General features: G+C 72.6%; 19 protein-coding genes and 1 pseudogene. 11 read left to right on the top strand and 9 right to left on the bottom strand.

The window, feature by feature from the left end; translation table 11 throughout:
* The first annotated feature begins 72 nt into the window (after positions 1-72).
* Positions 73-2,625: a helicase-associated domain-containing protein gene (locus ACFY1J_RS43775; RefSeq protein ID WP_390712812.1), complete on the top strand. Its 2,553-nt coding sequence runs from the start codon at positions 73-75 to the stop codon at positions 2,623-2,625.
* Between the two features lie 117 nt (positions 2,626-2,742).
* Positions 2,743-4,386: a DNA repair helicase XPB gene (locus tag ACFY1J_RS43770; RefSeq protein WP_363298370.1), complete on the top strand. Its 1,644-nt coding sequence runs from the start codon at positions 2,743-2,745 to the stop codon at positions 4,384-4,386.
* Here the strand turns inward: ACFY1J_RS43770 and ACFY1J_RS43765 are convergent.
* Positions 4,344-5,429 carry a glycosyltransferase 87 family protein gene (locus ACFY1J_RS43765; RefSeq protein ID WP_390712829.1) on the bottom strand — a complete coding sequence of 362 codons (1,086 nt, stop codon included), beginning with the start codon at positions 5,427-5,429 and terminating at the stop codon, positions 4,344-4,346. The two genes, ACFY1J_RS43770 and ACFY1J_RS43765, sit on opposite strands and share 43 nt — an antisense overlap.
* Before the next feature lie 126 nt (positions 5,430-5,555).
* A complete protein-coding gene (locus ACFY1J_RS43760) occupies positions 5,556-5,735 on the bottom strand; it encodes a hypothetical protein (protein ID WP_363298371.1) in 180 nt (59 codons plus the stop codon).
* A 350-nt stretch (positions 5,736-6,085) separates the two neighbouring features.
* On the opposite strand from ACFY1J_RS43760, the gene ACFY1J_RS43755 reads away from it, so the two are divergent.
* The gene (locus tag ACFY1J_RS43755) at positions 6,086-8,134 is read left to right on the top strand and encodes a HelD family protein (RefSeq protein WP_390733160.1); all 2,049 of its coding nucleotides are present in this window, start codon (positions 6,086-6,088) and stop codon (positions 8,132-8,134) included.
* On the opposite strand, the gene ACFY1J_RS43750 is transcribed toward ACFY1J_RS43755, so the two are convergent.
* The gene (locus ACFY1J_RS43750; protein WP_390712814.1) at positions 8,131-8,853 is read right to left on the bottom strand and encodes a copper homeostasis protein CutC; all 723 of its coding nucleotides are present in this window, start codon (positions 8,851-8,853) and stop codon (positions 8,131-8,133) included. The two genes, ACFY1J_RS43755 and ACFY1J_RS43750, sit on opposite strands and share 4 nt — an antisense overlap.
* Positions 8,854-8,948: 95 nt before the next feature.
* Positions 8,949-9,687 (bottom strand): annotated as a pseudogene (locus ACFY1J_RS43745) (maleylpyruvate isomerase family mycothiol-dependent enzyme).
* Positions 9,688-9,736: 49 nt separating this feature from the next.
* Between ACFY1J_RS43745 and ACFY1J_RS43740 the strand changes: the two are divergent.
* Complete coding sequence (locus tag ACFY1J_RS43740; RefSeq protein ID WP_390712815.1) at positions 9,737-10,399, top strand: hypothetical protein; 663 nt, start codon at positions 9,737-9,739, stop codon at positions 10,397-10,399.
* 10 nt (positions 10,400-10,409) lie between these two features.
* Positions 10,410-11,480, top strand: coding sequence for a GNAT family N-acetyltransferase (locus ACFY1J_RS43735; RefSeq protein WP_390733159.1), 1,071 nt, complete (start codon positions 10,410-10,412; stop codon positions 11,478-11,480).
* 6 nt (positions 11,481-11,486) lie between these two features.
* Here ACFY1J_RS43735 and ACFY1J_RS43730 read toward each other — a convergent pair whose 3' ends face one another.
* Positions 11,487-11,771 carry a DUF4031 domain-containing protein gene (locus ACFY1J_RS43730; protein WP_390712817.1) on the bottom strand — a complete coding sequence of 95 codons (285 nt, stop codon included), beginning with the start codon at positions 11,769-11,771 and terminating at the stop codon, positions 11,487-11,489.
* Complete coding sequence (locus tag ACFY1J_RS43725) at positions 11,768-12,151, bottom strand: hypothetical protein (protein ID WP_390712818.1); 384 nt, start codon at positions 12,149-12,151, stop codon at positions 11,768-11,770. The genes ACFY1J_RS43730 and ACFY1J_RS43725 overlap by 4 nt, the downstream gene beginning before the upstream one ends.
* Positions 12,152-12,206: 55 nt before the next feature.
* On the opposite strand from ACFY1J_RS43725, the gene ACFY1J_RS43720 reads away from it, so the two are divergent.
* The 4 genes from ACFY1J_RS43720 (at position 12,207) to ACFY1J_RS43705 (ending at position 16,316) form a co-directional block, all read left to right on the top strand.
* The gene (locus tag ACFY1J_RS43720) at positions 12,207-13,139 is read left to right on the top strand and encodes a MurR/RpiR family transcriptional regulator (protein ID WP_390712819.1); all 933 of its coding nucleotides are present in this window, start codon (positions 12,207-12,209) and stop codon (positions 13,137-13,139) included.
* Between the two features lie 135 nt (positions 13,140-13,274).
* Complete coding sequence (murQ, locus tag ACFY1J_RS43715; RefSeq protein WP_390712820.1) at positions 13,275-14,210, top strand: N-acetylmuramic acid 6-phosphate etherase; 936 nt, start codon at positions 13,275-13,277, stop codon at positions 14,208-14,210.
* Between the two features lie 16 nt (positions 14,211-14,226).
* Complete coding sequence (locus tag ACFY1J_RS43710) at positions 14,227-15,675, top strand: PTS transporter subunit EIIC (protein ID WP_390712821.1); 1,449 nt, start codon at positions 14,227-14,229, stop codon at positions 15,673-15,675.
* Positions 15,676-15,746: 71 nt separating this feature from the next.
* Positions 15,747-16,316 (top strand): hypothetical protein, encoded by a 570-nt coding sequence (locus ACFY1J_RS43705; RefSeq protein WP_390712822.1) that lies wholly within the window; start codon positions 15,747-15,749, stop codon positions 16,314-16,316.
* Between the two features lie 21 nt (positions 16,317-16,337).
* Here ACFY1J_RS43705 and ACFY1J_RS43700 read toward each other — a convergent pair whose 3' ends face one another.
* From ACFY1J_RS43700 to ACFY1J_RS43690, 3 genes are all read right to left on the bottom strand, one after another.
* Positions 16,338-17,813 carry an MFS transporter gene (locus ACFY1J_RS43700; protein ID WP_390733158.1) on the bottom strand — a complete coding sequence of 492 codons (1,476 nt, stop codon included), beginning with the start codon at positions 17,811-17,813 and terminating at the stop codon, positions 16,338-16,340.
* Positions 17,814-17,969: 156 nt separating this feature from the next.
* Positions 17,970-19,097: an NADH:flavin oxidoreductase gene (locus ACFY1J_RS43695; RefSeq protein ID WP_390733157.1), complete on the bottom strand. Its 1,128-nt coding sequence runs from the start codon at positions 19,095-19,097 to the stop codon at positions 17,970-17,972.
* A gap of 118 nt (positions 19,098-19,215) precedes the next feature.
* Positions 19,216-19,635, bottom strand: coding sequence for a hypothetical protein (locus tag ACFY1J_RS43690; protein ID WP_390733156.1), 420 nt, complete (start codon positions 19,633-19,635; stop codon positions 19,216-19,218).
* A 115-nt stretch (positions 19,636-19,750) separates the two neighbouring features.
* Between ACFY1J_RS43690 and ACFY1J_RS43685 the strand changes: the two genes are divergently transcribed.
* Together ACFY1J_RS43685 and ACFY1J_RS43680 are read left to right on the top strand one after the other, a co-directional pair.
* The gene (locus ACFY1J_RS43685; RefSeq protein ID WP_390733155.1) at positions 19,751-20,590 is read left to right on the top strand and encodes a Scr1 family TA system antitoxin-like transcriptional regulator; all 840 of its coding nucleotides are present in this window, start codon (positions 19,751-19,753) and stop codon (positions 20,588-20,590) included.
* Positions 20,574-20,774 (top strand): DUF397 domain-containing protein, encoded by a 201-nt coding sequence (locus tag ACFY1J_RS43680; protein ID WP_390733154.1) that lies wholly within the window; start codon positions 20,574-20,576, stop codon positions 20,772-20,774. The genes ACFY1J_RS43685 and ACFY1J_RS43680 overlap by 17 nt, the downstream gene beginning before the upstream one ends.
* Positions 20,775-21,946 lie beyond the last annotated feature (1,172 nt).

The following is a 21,946-nucleotide window of genomic DNA, read 5'->3' as shown; positions in this document are numbered from 1 at the left end:
GGGACAAGGCACCCCCACCGGCCCGCACCTCATCGGCGAAAGCGCCGGGGGCGACCCGCTACCGTGGGTCAGATGAGCACCGAGGACCGCACGGCGCCCCGCTCTCTCGCGGAGGCGCTCCGCGCCAGGGACGACGTCTCGCTGGCCGCGCTCCTGCGCAGCCGCCCCGACCTCATCACCCCCGTCCCCACCGATCTCACCCAGCTCGCCACCCGCGCGGGCACCCGTGCCTCCGTGCTGCGCGCCCTGGAACGGCTGGACCGCTTCGCGCTGCAGACCGCGGAGGCGCTGGCGGTGGCGGCGGACCCGGCGACGTACGGCGCACTGCTCGGCCTGATGGCCGGGGACACCGGTGAGAAGGGTGATCCGGCCGTGGCCGCCGCCCTTCCCCGCGCCCTGGCCACCCTCCGCGAGCAGGCCCTGGTGTGGGGCGGCGACGACCGGCTGCGCCTGGTGCGCACGGCCCGTGAGGTGCTGGCCCCGTCGCCGCAGCACCCGTCGCCGACGGGCCTGGGCCCGACCGTGCAGGAGGCGACCGCCGGGATGTCCCCGGGCCGCATCCAGGAGATCGTCGCCGCCCTCGGCCTGCCCTCGACCCATGACGCGGTCTCCGCCGCGGCCTCGCTGACCGGCCTGTTCACGCACCGCAAGAAGATGGCCGCACTGCTCCGCGAGGCACCCGAGGAGTCCCTCGAAGTCCTCACCCGGCTGGTCTGGGGCCCGCCGTACGGCCAGGTCACCCCCGACCCGGCGCCCCGGCTGCGCTGGCTGCTCGACCGCGGTCTGCTGCTGCCGACGGCGCCCGGCACGGTCGTACTCCCCCGTGAGGTCGCCCTGCACCTGCGCGAGGGCCGCGCCCACCGCGCGCCCGAGGCCGTACCGCCCGCCGTCGAACCGGCCGCGACGCACGCTCCGCAGATGGTGGACGCGACGGCCGCCGGTCAGGCGTACGGCGCCCTGGCGACCGTCGAGGAGCTGCTGAAGGACTGGGACGAGGGCGGCCCGGCGGTGCTGCGGGCGGGCGGTCTGAGCGTCCGGGACCTGAAGCGGACCGCCGTCGCACTCGACGTGCCCGAGCCCGTCGCCGCCTTCTGGGTCGAACTCGCGTACGCGGCGGGCCTGCTGGCCTCGGACGGCGAGGCCGACGAGCGGTACGCGGCCACCCCGGCCTACGACGAGTGGCTGGAGCAGCCCCCGGCCGAACGCTGGGCGCGGCTCGCCGAGGCATGGCTGACCGCGACCCGGACGCCGGGTGTGGTCGGCGGGCGGGACGCGAAGGAGCGTGCGCTGTCGGCCCTGGGGCCGGGGCTCGACCGCTCCGCCGCGCCCGAGGTACGCCATCGCGTCCTGTCCCTGCTGGCCGCCCTGCCGGAGGGCGCGGCTCCCGCCCCCGACTCCGTGCTGGCCCGGCTGCGCTGGGAACGCCCGCTACGCGGTCCGCAGAGGGACGACGACCTGCGCTCCCGCCTCGCCGAATGGACCCTGTCGGAGGCGGAACTGCTGGGCGTCACCGGACGCGGGGCGCTGTCCGCCCAGGGCCGGGCGCTGCTGGGCGCACCGGCGCCCGGCCGCCCCGCGCACGGCTCGGCGGCCGCCGAGCCGTCCGGACCCGGCGACAAACTCCCCGTCCACCACCACCATCACGCGCCCGCGCCCCACGAACCCCTCTCCGCGCCGGAGCAGGCGGTGGCGTCCGCCGCGGCCGCCCGGCTCCTCGCCCCGCTGCTGCCCGAACCGCTGGACCATGTGCTGCTCCAGGCGGACCTGACGGCGGTGGCGCCCGGCCCGCTGGAGCGCCCGCTCGCCGACATGCTGGGAGTGCTCGCGGACGTGGAGTCGAAGGGCGCCGCGACGGTCTACCGCTTCACCCCCGCCTCCGTACGCCGTGCCCTGGACGCCGGCCGGGCCGCCTCCGACCTGCACGCCTTCCTGGCCGCGCACTCCCGCACGCCGGTCCCGCAGCCGCTGGCCTATCTGATCGACGACGTGGCCCGCAAGCACGGCCATCTGCGCGTCGGCGCGGCCTCCGCCTATGTCCGCTGCGACGACGACGCCGTCCTGAACGAGATCCTCGCCGACAAGCGGGCGTCCGCTCTGCGCCTGCGCCGCCTGGCCCCGACGGTGCTGGCGGCCCAGGCCGCCCCGGCGACGCTCCTCGACGGCCTGCGCTCGATGGGCTACGCCCCCGCCGCCGAGTCCGCGGAGGGCGACGTCCTGATCACCCGCGCCCACGCCCACCGCACCCCGCCCCGCACGGCCCCCGAGCCGGTCCCGGACGGCCCGCCCACGCCCGACGCCACACTTCTGTCGGCCGCGATCCGCGCCATCCGGGCGGGCGACCTCGCCGCCACGACCCCGCGCAAGCCGGCCGGTGCCCCGGCCGCGAGCGGCGACCTGCCCCGGACCGGTTCCGCCGAGACCCTCGCCACCATGCAGGCCGCCGTGCTCACCGGCGAGGCCCTGTGGATCGGCTATGTCAACGCCGAGGGTGCCGCGAGCCAGCGCGTGATCGCCCCCATCCGGGTCGAGGGCGGCTTCGTCACGGCGTACGACCACACGGCGGACGAGGTACGGACGTATCCGCTGCACCGGGTGACGGGGGTGGCGGAGCTCGCCGAGGACTGATCCGGCCGACGGTTGCGATGATCCCACCGGTCCGTCCGCGGCCGGCCGTGATCGTCGGCCCGTAGGGCACACTGGACGTTTGGGCCATGACGATGGCCGTACGGAAAGGGTGCCCGCGTGAACGGTCCGCTGATCGTCCAGTCCGACAAGACCCTGCTCCTCGAGGTCGACCACGAGCGAGCCGACGACTGCCGTCGGGCCATCGCGCCGTTCGCCGAGCTGGAGCGGGCGCCGGAGCACATCCACACCTACCGCGTGACGCCGCTGGGACTGTGGAACGCGCGGGCCGCCGGACACGACGCCGAGCAGGTCGTCGACGCGCTCGTGCAGTACAGCCGCTACCCCGTGCCGCACGCCCTGCTCGTCGACATCGCCGACACCATGGACCGGTACGGGCGGCTGACCCTCAGCAAGCACCCGGCCCACGGTCTGGTGCTGACGACCACCGACCGCCCGGTCCTCGAAGAGATCCTCCGCTCCAAGCGGATCGTTCCTCTCGTCGGGGCCAGGATCGATCCGGACTCCGTCGTGGTGCACCCCTCCGAGCGCGGGCAGATCAAGCAGGTACTGCTCAAGCTGGGCTGGCCGGCCGAGGACCTCGCCGGGTACGTGGACGGCGAGGCGCACCCGATCGAGCTGCGCGAGGACGGATGGGCGCTGCGGGCCTACCAGAAGCAGGCCGTGGAGAACTTCTGGCACGGCGGCAGCGGTGTGGTCGTGCTGCCCTGCGGCGCCGGCAAGACGCTGGTCGGCGCCGGGTCCATGGCCCAGGCCAAGTCCACCACGCTCATCCTCGTCACCAACACCGTCTCCGCCCGGCAGTGGAAGCACGAACTGGTGAAGCGGACCTCGCTGACCGAGGACGAGATCGGCGAGTACAGCGGTACGCGCAAGGAGATCCGGCCGGTCACCATCGCGACCTACCAGGTGCTCACGACGAAACGGAAGGGGATCTACCCCCACCTGGAGCTCTTCGACTCCCGTGACTGGGGGCTCATCGTCTACGACGAGGTGCATCTGCTGCCCGCTCCCGTCTTCAAGTTCACCGCCGACCTCCAGGCGCGCCGGCGTCTCGGTCTGACCGCGACCCTGGTGCGTGAGGACGGGCGCGAGTCGGACGTGTTCTCCCTCATCGGGCCCAAGCGGTTCGACGCGCCCTGGAAGGAGATCGAGGCGCAGGGGTACATCGCGCCCGCCGACTGCGTCGAGGTACGGGTCAATCTCACCGACTCCGAGCGGCTCGCCTACGCCACCGCCGAGACGGAGGAGAAGTACCGCTTCTGTGCCACCACGGAGACGAAGCGGAAGGTGACGGAGGCGATCGTCCGGCGCTTCGCGGGACAGCAGATCCTCGTCATCGGCCAGTACATCGACCAGCTCGACGAACTGGGCGAGCATCTGAACGCCCCCGTCATCAAGGGCGAGACGTCCAACGCCCAGCGCGAGAAACTCTTCGACGCCTTCCGCGAGGGCGAGATCAGCGTCCTCGTCGTCTCCAAGGTCGCCAACTTCTCCGTCGACCTGCCGGAGGCGACGGTCGCCGTCCAGGTGTCGGGCACCTTCGGCTCCCGCCAGGAGGAGGCCCAGCGTCTCGGCCGGGTGCTCCGCCCCAAGGCCGACGGCCACCAGGCCCACTTCTACTCCGTGGTCGCCCGCGACACCATCGACCAGGACTTCGCCGCCCACCGCCAGCGCTTCCTGGCGGAACAGGGCTACGCCTACCGGATCGTCGACGCGGACGAGATCCTGGCCGAGGGCTGAGAGTCGAGGCGGGCCCGGCCGCTCTGCCGACGCTGCCCGAGGACGGCCGATCCCATGAGCAGCGCCAGTGCCAGCAGTGGGTACGGCGCCGCCAGCGGCTCCTGCCACCAGGGCAGTCGCAGGTCCAGGTCGCCCTGGTGCGGCAGCAGCCACATCGTGCGGGCGGTGAAGACCGTCAGGGTCAGCGCCGCCAGGCGGACGCGGCCCTCCGCGAGGAGTACGGCGGTCAGCGGGACGCACCACACCCAGTGGTGGGACCAGCTGATCGGCGAGACGAGCAGCGCGGTGAACGCCGTCAGCAGGATCCCGTGCCGTTCCTCCGCGGCCCGCGCCGCCAGCCACAGGCCCAGCGCCCCCACCACGGCCGCCGGGAGCAGCCAGGCGAGCCCCGGCGCCGGGTCGCCCGACACCCGCGCGACGAGCCCCTGCAGGGACTGGTTGTCGACGATCCAGCCCTTGCCCACCCGGCCGGTCTCATAGAGGCGTCTGGTCCAGAAGTCCACGCCGGCGGCGGGGAGCATCAGCGCGCCCAGCAGGGCCGTGCCGCCGAACGCCGCCGAAGCCGTGGCCGCCTCCCGGCGGCGCCCGGTCAGGAAGAGGTAGGCGATGAAGACGGCCGGGGTGAGCTTGATCCCGGCCGCCAGGCCCAGGGCGACGCCCTTGCCCCGGGCGCCCGGGGCACGCGTGAGGTCCCACAGGACCAGGCAGGCGATCAGCAGGTTGATCTGGCCGAACAGGAGCGTCTGGAAGACCGGTTCCAGCCACAGGGACAGGGCGGTGGCGGTGCAGAGCAGAGGTACCGGGGCCGTTCTTCCCGCGAGGCGGGCGGAGAGGTGGACGAGACCGGCGAGCAGGAGCGCGTTGCCCGCGAGGAACGCCACTTTCAGGGCCGGGACGGGGATCCACGTCGTCGGGACGAAGAGGACCGCCGCGAAGGGCGGATACGTCGCCGGCAGCCGCCACTCGGTGACCGTGAAGCCGTAGAGGTCGCCGCCGTGGGCGACGGCCTCGCCCTCGGCCCGGTAGACCAGCAGGTCGGCCATCGGGATGCGCTGCAGGACGCAGAGGGCGGCGAAGGAGCAGAGGGAGAGCGTGAGGAGAAGGGGCGGAAGGAAGGGCGGAAGGGCAGGCTTCACCGTCCGAGGCGTCACGGAGGTGAACCTATGCCATTACTTACGGCGTATGCCCGCTTCCTCGCCGTACTCCCCGAGGACGACCACGCTGAACGCCGCCTCCGCGAACACCTTGATGGCGCGAAGGGCGTTGCCCAGGCGGTGATGGTGGATGCCCGCGACGGAAGTGGCACCGGACGGACGGGCTGGGACTGAGTGGACGGTTGCTGCGCTCATGTCTCCATGGTCGCTCCGTCGGCCCGGGAACGGCATCGGTCTCCAGAGCCAACCCTCGCGGCCTCCCCGTCCACCCACAGGCGGACCCCTCCCCCTACGCCGGGTGGCCCCGTCCCCTAGGGGACGGGAGTCCGGGGGCGGAAGTCCGGAGAGGCAGAAGTCCGGGAGGCAGAAGTCCGGGAGGCGGAAGTCCGGGAGGCGGAAATCCATTGGCCCCCACCCGGCCCGGCTCACTAGAATCTCCGCTCTTGCCCGCCTCCCCATCGGAGTGCCGCCGCCCGGCCGGAAACCGGACGGCACCCCCCTCAGCACACAGCAGCAGCCGCAGCAGGCCCACCGGAGGCACCCCCTTGTCCACGTCCGCCGACGACCCCCTCGCGCGTGAGCGCTCCCACCTCGCCGAGTCCCGCTCCGCCCTGCGCGCCATGCGCCAGGACGTGGAGTCGCTCGACATCAGCGACGTCACCGCGAACTGGGTGAACGCCGAGGTCCTCGCCCGTCAGATCGACGAGCGCATCAAGGCGCTGGCCGACCTCAGCGACACCCCGCTGTTCTTCGGCCGCCTCGACTATCTGCACGCTCCGGGCGGCGACCAGGCCGAGGGCGCGGAGGGCGAGCGCTTCTACATCGGGCGCAGGCATGTGCACGACGGCGGCGGCGACCCGATGGTCATCGACTGGCGCGCGCCGGTCTCGCAGCCGTTCTACCGGGCGTCCAAGAAGGACCCGATGGACGTCGGGCTGCGCCGCCGCTTCGGCTACACGGGCGGCGACCTCACCGCGTACGAGGACGAGCACCTCTCCGACCCGGCCGATCCATCGGGGGCCGCCGCCACCAGCAAGCTGCTCCAGCAGGAGATCGAGCGCCCCCGCGTCGGCCCGATGCGCGACATCGTGGCCACCATCCAGCCCGAGCAGGACGAGATCGTACGGTCCGGTCTGTCCGGCACCGTGTGTGTGCAGGGCGGCCCCGGCACCGGGAAGACCGCGGTCGGCCTGCACCGGGTCGCGTATCTGCTGTACGCGCACCGGGAGCGGCTCGCCCGCACCGGCACCCTCGTCATCGGCCCGAACAAGTCCTTCCTGCATTACATCGAGCAGGTGCTGCCCGCGCTCGGCGAGTTGACGGTGCGCCAGGCCACCGTCGACGACCTGGTCGCCCATGTGGAGGTGCGCGGCACGGACGACGCGGCCGCCGCGATCGTGAAGGGCGACGCGCGCATGGCGGACGTCCTGCGCAAGGCCGTGTACACGCACGTGACCATGCCCACGGAGCCGGTCGTGGTGGTGCGCGGCTCACGGCGGTGGCGTGTGCCCGCGTACGAGCTGGAGGAGATCGTGCGGGAGCTGCTGGCCCGGGACATCCGCTACGGCGCCGCCCGCGAGGCCCTGCCGCAGCGCATCGCGCACGCCGTGCTGGTGCAGATGGAGCGGTCGGGAGAGGCCCCGGACGACCGGGTGCAGGACGCCGTCGCCCGCAACAGCGCGGTGAAGGCCGCGGTCAAGGAGATCTGGCCGCCCGTCGACCCGGCGAAGCTGGTGCTGCGGCTGTTGACCGAGGCGGACTTCCTCGCCGAGCACGCCGAGGGGATCCTCGACGAGGACGAGCAGAAGACGATCCTGTGGGCGAAGCCGGTGCGCAGCGTCAGGTCCGCCAGATGGTCGCCCGCGGACACGGTGCTGATCGACGAGGCCGCCGACCTCGTGCAGCGCACGCACTCGCTCGGGCATGTGGTGCTCGACGAGGCGCAGGACCTCTCGCCCATGCAGTACCGGGCCGTCGGCCGCCGCTGCACCACCGGCAGCGCGACCGTCCTCGGCGACCTGGCGCAGGGCACCACGCCGTGGGCGACCCGGAGTTGGGACGAGGCGCTGACCCACCTGGGGAAGGCGGACGGGGTCGTCGAGGAGCTGACCGCCGGTTTCCGCGTGCCGACGGACGTCATCACGTACGCCTCCCTGCTGCTGCCGCACATCGCGCCCGGCCTCACCCCGGTCGCGTCGGTCCGTGAGAACCCGGGCTTCTTCGAGGTCCGTACGATCGCCGGCACCGCCGAAGTGGTTGCGGCCTGCGCGGAGTTGCTGGGCAACGAGGGCTCGATCGGCCTCATCGCCGCCGACGCCCGCGTCCCGGCCCTCGCTCAGGCGCTCAGCGCCGCGGGCATCGGCCATCTGAACCCCGGTGAGGAGACGACCCTGGACACCCGGCTGACCCTGGTCCCGGCCTCGCTCGCCAAGGGTCTGGAGTACGACTACGTCGTCCTGGACGAGCCCCGGGCCGTGGTCGACGGCGAACCGGACGAACGCACCGGCCTGCGCCGCCTGTACGTGGCCCTGACCCGAGCGGTGTCCGGCCTGATCGTGACCCACACGGCTCCGCTGCCGGAGCAGCTGGGCTAGGACCGGCCGGTCCGGGGGATCTCCGTGGGGGCGAGATCCAGCGCCTGCCGCCACTCCGCCACCGCCGCCGACGACACCGGTCCCGTCCAGCCCTCCGGCCGGGCCGCCCCGCCGATGTGGAAGGCGTCGATGCCGGCGTCGAGGAGCGCCGGCACGTGGTCGAGGCGGAGGCCGCCGCCGACGAGGAGCGTCTGCTCGTACCCGGGTTCCCCGCGCCGCGACGCCTCGGCGCACAGCGTGGGGAGTCCGTCGTCCACGCCGGACGCGGAGCCGGCGGTGAGGTAGGTGTCGAGGCCGGGCAGGTCCGCGAGCTGCTTGCGCAGCGCGTCCCGGTCCGCCGCCCGGTCGATCGCCCGGTGGAAGGTCCACCGGCAGCCCTCCAGCTCGGCGACGACCCGCTCCACCGCGGCCAGGTCCACTTCGCCGTCCGCACCAAGGAAGCCGAGCACGAACTGGTCGGCTCCGGCGCTGCGCAGCTCCCCGGCCGTCCGCACCAGGCCCTCGACGTCCCCGGCGGCGAATCCGTCCGCCAGCCGCAGCATCACGCGCAGGTCGATGTCGACGGCGGCCCGGATGCCGGCGAAGGTCCGGGGTGGCGGGGTCAGCCCGTCCGCCGCCATGTCGGTGACCAGTTCGAGGCGGTCCGCGCCTCCGGCCTGGGCGGCGACCGCGTCCTCGGGGCCGAGGGCGATCACCTCCAGGACTGCACGCGTGCTCATAGGACCCCTTCCGTCGGTGTTCCCTGGAGCGGCTACAGGTCTAGTCCAATCTCAGGGTACGTGGGACGGCACCGGCCCGCGAGAAGGCCCCCCTGTCAGCCGAAGATGCTCATCTCCGCGATCTCCGCCCCCCACCAGCTCGTAAGACGCCCCTTCGACCGTCCGCCCCGAGTACAGCCGCACGAGCGTGGCGGCGTCCCCGATGAACCGCGCCGGGGTCCGCACACCGCTCGTCGCCCCCAGCCGCAGCGGCTCGTCCACGTCGTCGAGGTCGGCGTGCACCGGCAGATGCCCCTTCTCCCGGGTCGTCCGGGCCGGCAGGGTGAGCGCGTACGGCACCCCGGCACCGGAGTAGGCACCCGGCTCGCCGAAGGTGTCGCGCACGTCACCGGCATGCACCCTCCCCAAGCTCTCGACTTCGCTCGAGCAGGGGGACCCCCATCCCAGCGCAATCAGGTCCAGCACCCCGCCCGCCCTGGCGATCACCGGCCCCGCCTCGGTCATCCCGCGCTCCAGCTCGTCGACGACCCGCGCATTCGTCCTCCCCCGCTGCCGCAAAGGCGTGGGAGGTGCCCCCACGGCCCGCTCGGCGATGTCGCGGTCGTTCGACTCGGGCGAGAACACGCCCTCCTCGAAACGGCTCTCCACCACCCGGATCAGCGCGGCGGAACAGTGCGCGAGCACATCCCGCACCGTCCACCCCGGACACGCGGCGGTGGGCGGGGCGAAGTCCGCGTCGGGCCGGGCCCGCAGCAGGGGTATCAGGGCATCGCGCTCGACGGTCAGCAGGAGTCCGGGCAATTCGAGGTCGCGTACATCCTGAACGTCAGTCATGGCGACCGAGCCAGGGCGCCACCCACGACGTACGCGGGAGAATGAGCCCATGGCCGATCTCGACGCCCTCCGCTCCCGCTGGACCCGTGCCCTGGAAGGAGCCCGTGGCCCCGGCGGCGGTCCCGACCCGGTCCCGTACGCCGACAACCTTCTCGCCCGCTGGCAGGAGCCCCAGCGTCACTACCACACGCTCACCCACCTCACCGCGGTCCTCGACCACGTCGACGTGCTGGCGGAGTACGCGGCGGACCCGGACGTCGTACGCCTGGCCGCCTGGTTCCACGACGCCGTCTACCTCCCCGACCGCTCCGAGAACGAGGAGCGCTCGGCCCGGCTCGCCGAGCGCGCGCTCACCGAGGCCGGGGTTTGCGAGGAGCGGACCGCCGAGGTGGCCCGCCTGGTGCGGCTCACCGTCACCCACGACCCCGCCGACGACGACCGCGACGGCCAGGTCCTGTGCGACGCCGACCTGGCGATCCTCGCCGCGGCCCCGTCGGTGTACGCCGCCTACACCGCGGCCGTCCGCGAGGAGTACCACTTCGTCCCGAGCGACGCGTTCCGTGCGGGCCGCTCGGCGGTTCTGCGCCAACTCCTCGATCTGCCACGCCTGTTCAGGACGCCGTACGGGGAGGCGAAGTGGGAGGCGACCGCCCGCTACAACCTCCGCTCCGAGCTGGAAATGCTGTCGACCCCCGCGGACCCGACCGCCTAGTCTGCGGCCCATGCGTGCATTGGGCGGGGAACAGGTGCAAGAGGCCGTCGCGGGCTGTACGGCGGTGCTGCGGACGGTGGCGGACCGGGACTGGACGGAGGTGAAGGCCGGTCGGCTGGAGTGGAGTTGCCACAGGACGGCGCTCCACATCGCCTCGGACCTGATCGCGTACGCCGGCCAGCTCGCGGGGCGCGCCCAGGACACCTATGTCCCCTTCGAGATCACCCTCGACGAGGGCACCGACAACGCGGGCCTGCTGCATGTGATCGAGACGACCGGCGCCCTGCTCGCCGCCACGCTCCGCGCCACCCCGCCCGGCGTCCGCGCCTGGCACCCCCATCCCTTCCGCAGCGCGGACCGCGAGGGCTTCGCCGCGATGGGCATCGCCGAAGTACTGCTGCACACGCACGACATGGCCGAGGGACTCGGCATCTTCTACGAGCCCTCCGAGGAACTGGCCGAGTCCGTCCTCGCCTGGCTCTTCCCGCACGTCCAGCCCGGCCCGGCCGCCTGGCCCACGCTGCTGTGGGCGACCGGCCGCGGTGAGCTGCCCGGCCGCGCCCCGGTGACCGAGTGGCGCTGGCGCAACAACCTCGTCGTCCCGGCCGAGCGCCTGACCCTGACCGGCGTCCGCCCGGCCGCCGCCCGCGACCTGCGCCTCGGCGGCGACGGCGGCTTCGACTGGATCGAGGACGGCCCGTACGAGGGGACGCGGGAGGCCGCCGGGATGACGGTCAAGGCGTACGAGGCGGGCGTGCACCGGCCGGAGTTCGGGCTGTTCGTCCTCGTACGACGGGAGGACGGCCGGGCGATCGGCGGCATGGGCTTCCACGGCGCCCCGGACGAGGACGGCCGGGCGGAGATCGGCTACGACCTCGTCGAGGGCGCGCGCGGCCAGGGCTACGCCACCGAGGCGCTGCGCGCGCTGTCCCGGTGGGCGCTGGCCCGGGACGACGTACGCACCCTGTTCGCGACCGTCGACCGGGACAACACCGCCTCCCAGGGCGTCGTCACCCGGGCCGGGTTCAAGCAGGTGAGCGAGGGCGAGGAGGAGCTGGCCTACGAACTGCGGCGCGCGTAGGGGCGGTTACCGGGCCCGCCCGATGTCACGGGCCCGCCGCTTGCGTCTGCGCAGCCCGGAGGCGTGCAGCAGCCGCACCACCTCACGGCTGTCCACCTGAACCGCCCCGGCGGCCACCACGTCCGCGTACCGGTGCGACGGGATGTCGTAGTGATCGCGCTCGAAGGCCCGCCGGGGCACGCCCAGTTCCGCGGCGAACAGATGCAGTTCCTCGTACGACACGTCGCTCACGAGGTGCGACCACAGGCGCCCGTGCCCCGGCCAGGTCGGCGGGTCGATGTACAGCGTCACGAGGAGGACGCCCCGCCGGTCGCCCGCGCCAGCGACCCGACCGCCGCGACCTTCACCCCGGCCTGGTGGCACACCCAGTGCGGGTCGGGCCCGAGTTCCGGTTCGACGTCCAGCGCGTGCGGGTCGCCGGAGCCGCAGACGGGGCACAGCGGCCAGCGGCCGTACCGGTCCAGCAGCGCGTCCTGCACGTCCTGCGCCACCAGCCCGGCCAGATAGCCCGCACCGTCCGGCCACTGTTCGACCCACCAGCGGCGCTGTACGACGGAGTCCTCGACCAGGGAGACGACATCCGACTCGGCGACCTCGCCCGCTGCCAGATCGGCGAGCACCAGGGCGCGGGCCGCGTGCAACGCCTGTTCCAGGGGGCTTACGGGATCCATGGTCCCATTGTGCGCGGTCTTGACCCCGACACCGAGCCGAAAATATCTTTCATATGTGACCCAGGACGTGAAGGAAATTTTCGGCAGCCCGGGAAAACCCGGCAGCACACCGCCGGCCCCGGCCGCCCTCGCCGCCAAGGTGCGCACGCTCGGCCCCTCCATGACCCGCTCCATGCAGCGCGTCGCCGAGGCGGTCGCGAGCGATCCGGCAGGCTGTGCCGCCCTCACGGTCACCGGTCTGGCCGAACTCACCGGCACCAGCGAGGCGACGGTCGTCCGAACGGCTCGTCTGCTGGGCTATCCGGGCTACCGCGACCTGCGCCTCGCCCTGGCCGGCCTCGCCGCGCAGCAGCAGTCCGGCCGCGCGCCCGCCATCACGACCGACATCGCGGTCGACGACCCGATCGCGGACGTCGTCGCCAAGCTCGCCTACGACGAACAGCAGACCCTCGCCGACACGGCCGCCGGCCTCGACACCGCGCAACTGGGAGCGGCCGTGACCGCGCTGGCCGGGGCGCGGCGCACCGATGTGTACGGCATAGGCGCGTCGGGGCTGGTCGCCCAGGACCTGACCCAGAAGCTGCTGCGGATAGGGCTCATAGCCCACGCACACAGCGACCCGCATCTCGCCGTGACCAACGCGGTCCAACTGCGGGCCGGGGACGTGGCGATCGCGATCACGCACTCGGGCTCGACGGGGGACGTCATAGAGCCGCTGCGGGTGGCGTTCGAGCACGGGGCGACTACCGTCGCGATCACCGGGCGGCCGGATTCTTCCGTGACTCAGTACGCGGACCATGTGCTGACGACGTCTACCGCGCGGGAGAGTGAGCTGCGGCCGGCGGCGATGTCCTCGCGGACCAGTCAGCTGCTGGTGGTCGACTGTCTGTTCGTGGGTGTTGCGCAACGGACGTACGAGTCGGCTGCGCCGGCGCTGGCCGCTTCGTATGAGGCGTTGGCTCATCGGCATCGGAGTTCGCCGCGATAGACCGTAGGACTGACCATTTGTGGGGATGCGCGCGTCCGATGTGGCTGGTCGCGCCCACGCGGCGGAGCCTCAAGATGTCACCGCCCCGCGCCCCTTGGGAACTGCACTGACCCACGCTGAAAAGAGCCGCCCCCCATGACTTCCACGTCCGACCCCCGTGACCTCCGTGCCGAGCTGGAGGCCCTGACCACCGAGGCCTTCCGGCCGGAACTCGCCGGTATCGACCAGTTGCCCACCCTCGAAATCGCTCGGCTGATGAACGGTGAGGACTCGGGTGTCCCCGGTGCCGTCGCCGAGTGTCTGCCGCAGATCGCCGGTGCCATCGACGCCATCGCCTCGCGCATGTCCCGGGGCGGCCGGCTGGTCTATGCCGGCGCGGGTACCGCCGGACGGCTCGGCGTGCTGGACGCCTCCGAGTGCCCGCCGACCTTCAACACCGAGCCCTCTCAGGTCGTCGGTCTGATCGCGGGTGGGCCGGAGGCGATGGTCACGTCCGTCGAAGGTGCCGAGGACTCGAAGAAGCTGGCCCGCAAGGATCTCGACGCGCTGGTGCTGACGCCCGAAGACACGGTGGTCGGGATTTCCGCCTCCGGGCGGACCCCGTACGCGATCGGCGCCGTCGAACACGCCCGCGCCCTGGGTGCCCTGACCGTGGGTCTGGCCTGCAACAGGGACAGCGCGCTGGCGGCGGCCGCCGAGCACGGCATCGAGGTCGTCGTCGGACCGGAGCTGATCACCGGCTCCACCCGGCTGAAGGCCGGTACGGCCCAGAAGCTGGTCCTCAACATGCTGTCGACGATCACGATGGTCCGTCTGGGCAAGACGTTCGGAAACCTGATGGTCGACGTGCGCGCCTCGAACGACAAGCTCCGGGCCCGCTCCCGCCGTATCGTCGCCCTGGCCACGGGCGCGCCCGACGAGGAGATCGAGAAGGCGCTGTCGGAGTCGGGCGGCGAGGTGAAGAACGCCGTCCTGACCATCCTGGCCGGTGTCGACGGCCCGACGGCCGCCCGCCTTCTGGAGGAGTCCGGCGGCCATCTGCGTGCCGCGCTGGCGGACGCGGGGCGCTGACGCGCACGCTCGGTGGGTGCGCAACGACCCCGCCTCCACCGCCGCCGCGATCCTGCCCCTGGTGGGCGGCCCCGCGAACGTCATCTCCGTCGCCCACTGCATGACCCGGCTGCGGCTCGGCGTCGCCGACCCGTCGGCCGTCGACGGGGAGGCGCTGCGGGCGGTGCCCGGAGTGCTCGGGGTGGTCGTGGACGGGGGCTCCTACCAGGTGGTGCTGGGGCCGGGGGTGGTGGCGGAGGTCACGGCCGAGGTGGAGGCGCTGGTGGCGCCGACCGCCGCCGACCGGCTCGCGCGGAAGGGCGCCGAGTTGCGGGCGGCGCAGCGGCAGCGCAGCGCGACCCCCGTCAAGACCGCGCTGCGCCGCATCGCCAACGTGTTCGTCCCGCTGATCCCCGCGCTGATCGGCTGCGGGATCCTGGCCGGCGTCAACGGGCTGCTGGTCAACGCCGGTTGGCTGCCGGGTCTGACCCCCGCCCTGGCCGCGATCGCCTCCGCCTTCATGGCGCTGATCGCGGTGTTCGTCGGGTACGGCACGGCGAAGGAGTTCGGCGGCACGCCGGTGCTGGGCGGGGCGGTCGCGGCGGTGACCGTATATCCGGGCGTGGCCAAGGTGACGGTGTTCGGCATGCATCTGGCGCCCGGACAGGGCGGGGTGCTGGGCGCACTGGCGGCGGCGCTGCTGGGGACGTATGTGGAGCGGTGGTGCCGGGGCCGGGTGCCGGGCGCGCTGGACGTCCTGCTGACCCCGACGGTGACGGTCCTGGTGTCGGGTCTGGCGACGCTGTACGGCCTCATGTACGCGGCCGGGGTGGTCTCGGCGGCCATCGGTACGGCGGCGGACCGGCTGCTGGCGACGACGGGCGCGTTCGCCGGGCTGGTCCTCGGCGGACTGTTCCTGCCCCTGGTGATGCTGGGCCTGCACCAGGCCCTGATCCCCATCCACACCACCCTCATCCAGCAGCAGGGCTACACGGTTCTGCTGCCCCTGCTGGCCATGGCGGGCGCGGGCCAGGTGGGTGCGGCAATGGCGGTGTACGTCCGTCTGCGCCACGACGTCTCCATCCGTACGACGATCAAGTCGGCCCTCCCGGCCGGGCTGCTGGGCGTGGGCGAACCGCTCATCTACGGGGTGTCCCTGCCGCTCGGCCGGCCGTTTCTGACGGCCTGTGCGGGCGGGGCGGCGGGCGGGGCGTTCGTCGGGTTCTTCGCGATGCTCGGGGACAAGGTGGGGGCGACGGCGATCGGGCCGTCGGGCTGGGCCCTGTTCCCGTTGCTGGCGGGCAACAGGAGCCCGGTCCTGACGGCGGCGATCTACGGCGGAGGCCTGCTGACCGGTTACGTCGTCGGCTTCCTGGCGACGTACGCGGTGGTCAGGCCCGGCGGCGGAGACCCGGGCGAGCCACGTGACGCCCCGGCCGCGCACAAGGCGGATCCCTCGGCTGATTCCTTGGCGGATCCACACTGATCCAATGGCGGACCCATACTGAGGGCGTACTCGAAGGCGTACCGCCGCGCCGCCGGAAGACGGGAGCGCTCTTGAACCACGCCCAATTGACCGCCCTGGGCCGGGCCCTGCGGCTGGTCGGCGAGCACGGGGAAGCGCTCACCGCCGACACCCCGGACGCGCGGCTGCACGAGGTGAAGGCCGATCTGCGCAGGGCCCTGGACCTGCTGGACGAGAGCGTCACCACGGGCGCGGTCACCACACGTTGTCCCGAGCATCCGAACGGGCCCGTCGACGAGAGCGCGCCGGATCTGTGTCTGCTGTGCGAGACACGGCGGCGGGCCGCGCGCCGCTCCGAGTTGCACGGCAGCCGCCCGCAGTCCGACCCCGCCTCCCCGGCCCCCTCCCGCTACGGCGTCCGCTCCGACCGCCCCCAGCCCCAGCAGCGCTGGCTGCCCGAGCTGTGGAACGGGCGGGAGTGGCAGTTGTGCGGTACGCCGCGACGGGACCGGCGCGAGGCCGAGCAGTATCTCGCCGCCCAGCGGCGCGGCTCCCGGCCCGCCATGGCGTACCGGCTCGTGCACGAGTTCACGGACTACGAGGTGCTGCGGATCTGGGGCACGCCGGTACAGGTCGACATCGAGCCCATGGGCAACCTCTAGGGCACGAGTGCTCGTGCCCTGTTACGCCTTCGCCCCGGCGGCCTCCACCGCCTCCCCCACAGCCGCCGTCTGCGCCGCGGCGGACCGTCGGCCCGGGAGGAAGGACGCGAGGAGGAAGGCCAGCGCGGCGGCGCCCGCGCCGATGGCCATGACGACCTTGAAGGCGTTCTCGGCCGGGAGGGCGTGGCCGCCCAGTTCGATCGTCATCTGGGCGAGGATCACGCCCGCGGCCGCACTGGCCACCGAGGTGCCGATCGAGCGCATCAGGGTGTTGAGGGAGTTCGCGGCGGCCGTCTCCGACGCCGGGACCGCGCCCATGATCAGGGCGGGCATCGCGCCGTAGGCGAAGCCGACGCCCGCGCCGATGATGGAGGACACCAGGACCAGGTGCCACACCTCGGACATGAGCACGATGTTGAGGGCGTAGCCGGCCGCCACGATCACCGCGCCGATCATCAGGGTGATCTTCGGGCCCTTGGTCCTGGTGATCGCCGCCGACACCGGGGCCATCGCCATCATCACCAGGCCCTGGGGGGCCATGACGAGTCCGACGGTGAGCATGGAGCGGCCGAGGCCGTAGCCGGTCTGCGTGGGCAGCTGGAGCAGCTGCGGCAGGACCAGCGACATCGCGAACATCGAGAAGCCGAAGGCGATCGAGGCAAGGTTGGTGAACAGCACCTGCCGGCGGGCCGTGGTGCGCAGGTCGACCAGTGGCTGGGCCGTGCGCAGCTCCCAGCGGCCCCACGCCGGCAGTACGACGACCGCGGCGGCGAACAGGGTGAGGGTCAGCGGGTCGGTCCAGCCCCAGTCGGCGCCCTTGGAGATGGCGAGGAGCAGGGAGACGAGCGCGACGGAGAGACCGAGCGCGCCGACGATGTCGAAGCGGCCGCCCGTGCGCACCCGGGACTCCGGAATCAGCGTCAGGACGAGGGCGAGGGCCACGACACCGAGGGAGGCGGAGGTCCAGAACAGGACGTGCCAGTCGAAGTGGTCGGCGATGAAGGCCGCGGCGGGCAGTCCGAGGGCGCCGCCGACGCCGAGGGAGGCGCTCATCAGGGCGGTCGCGCTGGCGAGCCGATGAGGCGGGAGTTCGTCGCGCATGATGCTGATGCCGAGCGGGACCACTGCCGCGGCCAGGCCCTGGAGCGTACGGCCGACGATCATGGGTGTCAGTGAGTCGCTGAGCGCGCAGACGACGGAGCCGACCACCAGCAGCACCAGGCTGACCAGCAGCAGGCGCCGTTTGCCGAGCATGTCGCCGAGGCGGCCGACGACGGGGGTGGCCACGGCCGCGGCCAGGAGGGTCGCCGTCACCGCCCAGGCCGCGTTCGACGCGGAGGCGTGCAGATAGCCCGGCAGCTCCGGGACGATCGGGATCACCAGGGTCTGCATCAGTGAGACGACGATTCCGGCGAGGGCCAGCACCGCCACCACGACGTTCGACCTCGGCGGGGCGGCACCCCCGGCGTCGGCGGGCCGGGCAGGGGCTTCGGGCATGGCGGGGCCTCCCTCGGGAACGGATGATGCTTGACTTACGCAACCGTATTCCGATTGATTGACTTAAGCAAGTTAAATCCTCCCGAGATGAGCCCCTGCGATCCGTCCGGCAAGGGCCCGGGGGCCAGGGCATTTCCCTGGCCCCCGGGCCTGGGCTCAGCTGAGCGTCTTCAGCGAGGCCGCGTCGTACGGCTTCAGCTCGTCGAAGCGGTCCGCGAGCACCTTCGCCGCCCACTCCGGGTCCTGGAGCAGCGCGCGGCCGACGGCGACCATGTCGAACTCGTCGGCCTCCAGGCGGTCGAGCAGATTGTCGATGCCCTTGACCGGGGAGCCCTCGCCCTGGAAGGCGTTGATGAAGTCACCGTCGAGGCCGACCGAGCCGACGCTGATGACCTGCTTGCCGGTGAGCTTCTTCGTCCAGCCCGCGAGGTTCAGGTCGGAGCCGTCGAACTCGGGGAGCCAGTAGCGGCGGGTGGAGGCGTGGAAGACGTCGACACCGGCGGCGGCAAGCGGGGTGAGGATCGCCTCCAGTTCCTCGGGGGTCTCGGCGAGGCGGGCACCGTAGTCCTGCTGCTTCCACTGCGAGTAGCGGAAGAGGATGGGGAACTCGGGGGAAACGGCCCCGCGGACCGCGGCGACGATCTCCGCCGCGAACTTGGTGCGGGCCACCGGGTCGCCGCCGTAGGCGTCGGTACGGCGGTTGGTGCCGGCCCACAGGAACTGGTCCACGAGGTAGCCGTGGGCGCCATGGAGTTCGACGCCGTCGAAACCGATCCGCTCGGCGTCGGCAGCGGCCTCGGCGAACGCGGCGACGACGTCGTCCAGGTCCTGCTGGGTCATGGCCTTGCCGGTGGGCTCGGCGCCGGCGGTGACGAGGCCGGAGGGGCCCATCGCGGGAGCGTCCGGGAAGGGAGCCTCGCCGTCCTTGCGAACCATGCCGATGTGCCACAGCTGCGGGACTATGGTGCCGCCCGCCGCGTGCACGTCCTCGGCGACCTTCGCCCAGCCCGCGAGCTGCTCCTCCCCGTGGAACCGGGGGACGCGGTCGCTCTGCCCCGCCGACTCGTGGCCCACGTACGTGCCCTCGGTGACGATCAGGCCGACCCCGGCGGCGGCCCGGCGCGCGTAGTACGAGCGCACGTCCTCACCCGGGATGCCGCCCGGGGAGAACATCCGGGTCATCGGCGCCATCACGATCCGGTTGGGGACGGTGAGGCCGTTGAGCGCGATCGGGCGGGACAGCATCTGGGCCGCGCGGGAGGCGGGGGGCGTCGTGTCGGTCACGTGGGGGGCTCCTCGTGAGTGGGGGCCGGGTTAACCGGCCGGTATGTGAGCATGCATTGTTGCAGCCCCTTAAGTAATCGCCTATGCGCTGCCCCACATTCCGACCCCGGGAAAGCCTCTACGTGACGCCCCTCACACTCTCCCTGTTCAGTCGCCGCACCCGCTCCCGCAGCACGTCGTCCGGCGGCGCCGGCTCGGCCGACTCCGGCGGACAGTCCCACTCCCGCCCGCCGCCGATGGGGCGCAGCTGCACCCGGCCACCCACCCGCCCCATCACCTCACCGAGCCGCCCGCTTCGCGTATCGACGGCGTAGACGGGCGTACGGCTCAGGGCAGCCGCCAGCCGGGAGGCCACGCCGAGATTGCAGCGTCCAAGGTCGACCAGGGCGTACGGGTCCTCGGCCGGGACGCTCAGCGGGTCGACCTGGAGGGACGGGAGCACGACGCCGACTCCACGCAGGGCCGCGCGCAGTCGCTCGACCGCTTCCTCGGCCGTCCGGGCGGGCCGCTCATCTCCTGCCCTTTCCTTCATCTCCATAGGGCCAATTCCTCCACGCTGAGTGCTGCTGTTCGCCACACAGCGTGTCCGTCGGCGCCCTAACCTGGCCAGATACGGCGTCCCAACAGACTCTGCTGTCGGACCAGGAGTTGCCATGGCAGGACCGAATGACCTCGACCCGTCGTCATCGCCACGCGCCTTGCTGGGGGCGGAGTTACGGCATGCCCGCGAGCGGATGGGGCTGAGCCAGGAACAGCTGGGCCAGCGGCTGTTCGTGAGCGGGTCGTTCATCGGACAGCTGGAGGCGGGGACGCGGCGGATGCAGCCGGAGTATGCGCGGATGCTGGATGAAGTACTGGAGACGGGGGGCTTCTTCACACGGAACTGTGGGGCGTCGGCGAAGTCCAAGTATCCGGAGCACTTCGCGGAGGCGGCAGAGGCAGAGGCTCAAGCGGCTGCGATCAGGGAGTACGCGCCGCTGCTCATCCCCGGGCTGCTACAGACACGCGCGTACGCACGGGCCGTGAACCGCGCGTACGATCCGACAACGCCGGAGGAGACCATCGAGGAGTGGGTGGAGGGCCGACTGGAGCGCACCCGCCTGCTCGATCATCCAACAAGGCCGTTGTTGTGGGCTGTACTTGACGAGGCCGCGCTGCGACGGGAGACCGGTGGTCGAGCGGTGATGGCAGACGCCTTGCGCCATGTTTCGGACCTGGCCCGCCGGAGCCGGGCCATCGTGCAGGTACTGCCGTTCAGCGCGGGAGCGCATACGTCGATGGAAGGCGCCCTCAAGCTGATGGAGTTCGAGCACGCACCTCCACTGGTCTACTTCGAGGGCGTGCGCACCGGGCGACTGGAGGACGACCCGGCCACCGTCGCCCAACTGAGGTTCACGTTCGACCTCCTCGTGGCGTCCGCCCTCTCACGGGAGAAGTCCCTGGCCCTGATCGAGGCGCTGGCGCAGGATTACACCCATGAGGAACATCCCTGACCTGAGCGCGGCCGTATGGCACAAGTCGAGCTACAGCGGCGGAGGCGGAGGCAACTGCCTCGAAGTCACCCACGACTTCCCCGCCCTCGTCCCCGTCCGGGACTCGAAGGACCCCCACGGCCCGAAGCTCACGTTCCGGCCGGAGGCCTGGTCGGCGTTCGTCGAGGACCTGAAGCGCGCCTAGCCGTCAAGTGACCGTGGGGGCCGCCCGCTTCTTTGCCAGTGTCGTGCTTCCACGCCCCGAGTAAAGGGCGCTCCGCTCCACTGCGTTCCGCTCCGCGTCGCCTTCGGCGATGGCCCTCCGGGCCACCCTTGACTAGGGGCGTTCCAGCACGGGTGAGAAGCGAGCGAGCGGCCCGGAAAGACGGGTGGCCAGACGGAGTTCGCGGGCAACAGTCGGCTGCGTTCCGGGCCGGGGTCCGCGGGCGCGGCCGCACCTCGCCAGCACGCCGGGCGGGCTCAGCGGCTTGCGGCCGGTGGGGGGTGGGGGGTGGAGCGCGGGGGCCGAGTGGCGGCACACCGGGCAGGCATAGCGGCGAGCGGCCGGTGGGGGAGTGGAGCGCGGGGGCCGAGTGGCGGCACACCGGGCAGGCATAGCGGCGAGCGGCCGGTGGGTGAGTGGAGCGCGGGGGCCGAGTGGCGGCACACCGGGCAGGCATAGCGGCGAGCGGCCGGTGGGGGAGTGGAGCGCGGGGGCCGAGTGGCGGCACACCGGGCAGGCATAGCGGCGAGCGGCCGGTGGGTGAGTGGAGCGCGGGCGCCGGGTCGGCTCAGCGACTCACGGATTGGTGTGCCCTCCTCCCCCGCCGGATGAGGCCAATGTGACGAGGGAAGCGCAAATCCCGGTCCATGCCGGGTGATTGGTACTTGTGGGCCACTCTGGGCGCATGCAGACTGCGGGCTTGCACCCGGGCGGTGGCCCAAACAGCCCAATCACTGCCAGCCAGCCCCCTCGCAGCCCTCACCCAGCCCCCAACCGGACCCCAACCGGGCCCCCAGCCGAGCACCATCCGGGTCCCGCCCGCTCCGGTCCCACCCCGCTCCGGTCCCACCCCGCTCCGGTCCCACCTCCCCCCACTGCTGATCCACCACCCACCAGCCGCAAGCCGCTAAGCCCACCCGGCGTGCCACCACCCAGCTGACGCGCCCCCGCTCCCCACCGGCCGCTCGCCGCTAAGCCCACCCGGCGTGCTGGCGAGGCGCGACCGCGCCCCCACCACCCCGGACGCGAACGCAGCCCACCCAAGGGGCCCTCACCCCAAGCCGGCCACTTTCCCCGGGCCGCCCGCTCGCTTCTCACCCGTGCTGGAACGCCCCTAGTCAAGGGTGCCCCGCAGGGGCATCGGCGCAGCCGAC

It is taken from the genome of Streptomyces sp. NPDC001406 (assembly GCF_042895285.1).
Lineage (GTDB): Bacteria > Actinomycetota > Actinomycetes > Streptomycetales > Streptomycetaceae > Streptomyces.
Note: the sequence above shows the minus strand (reverse complement) of the source record. Positions and strands in the feature narration are given on the sequence as shown.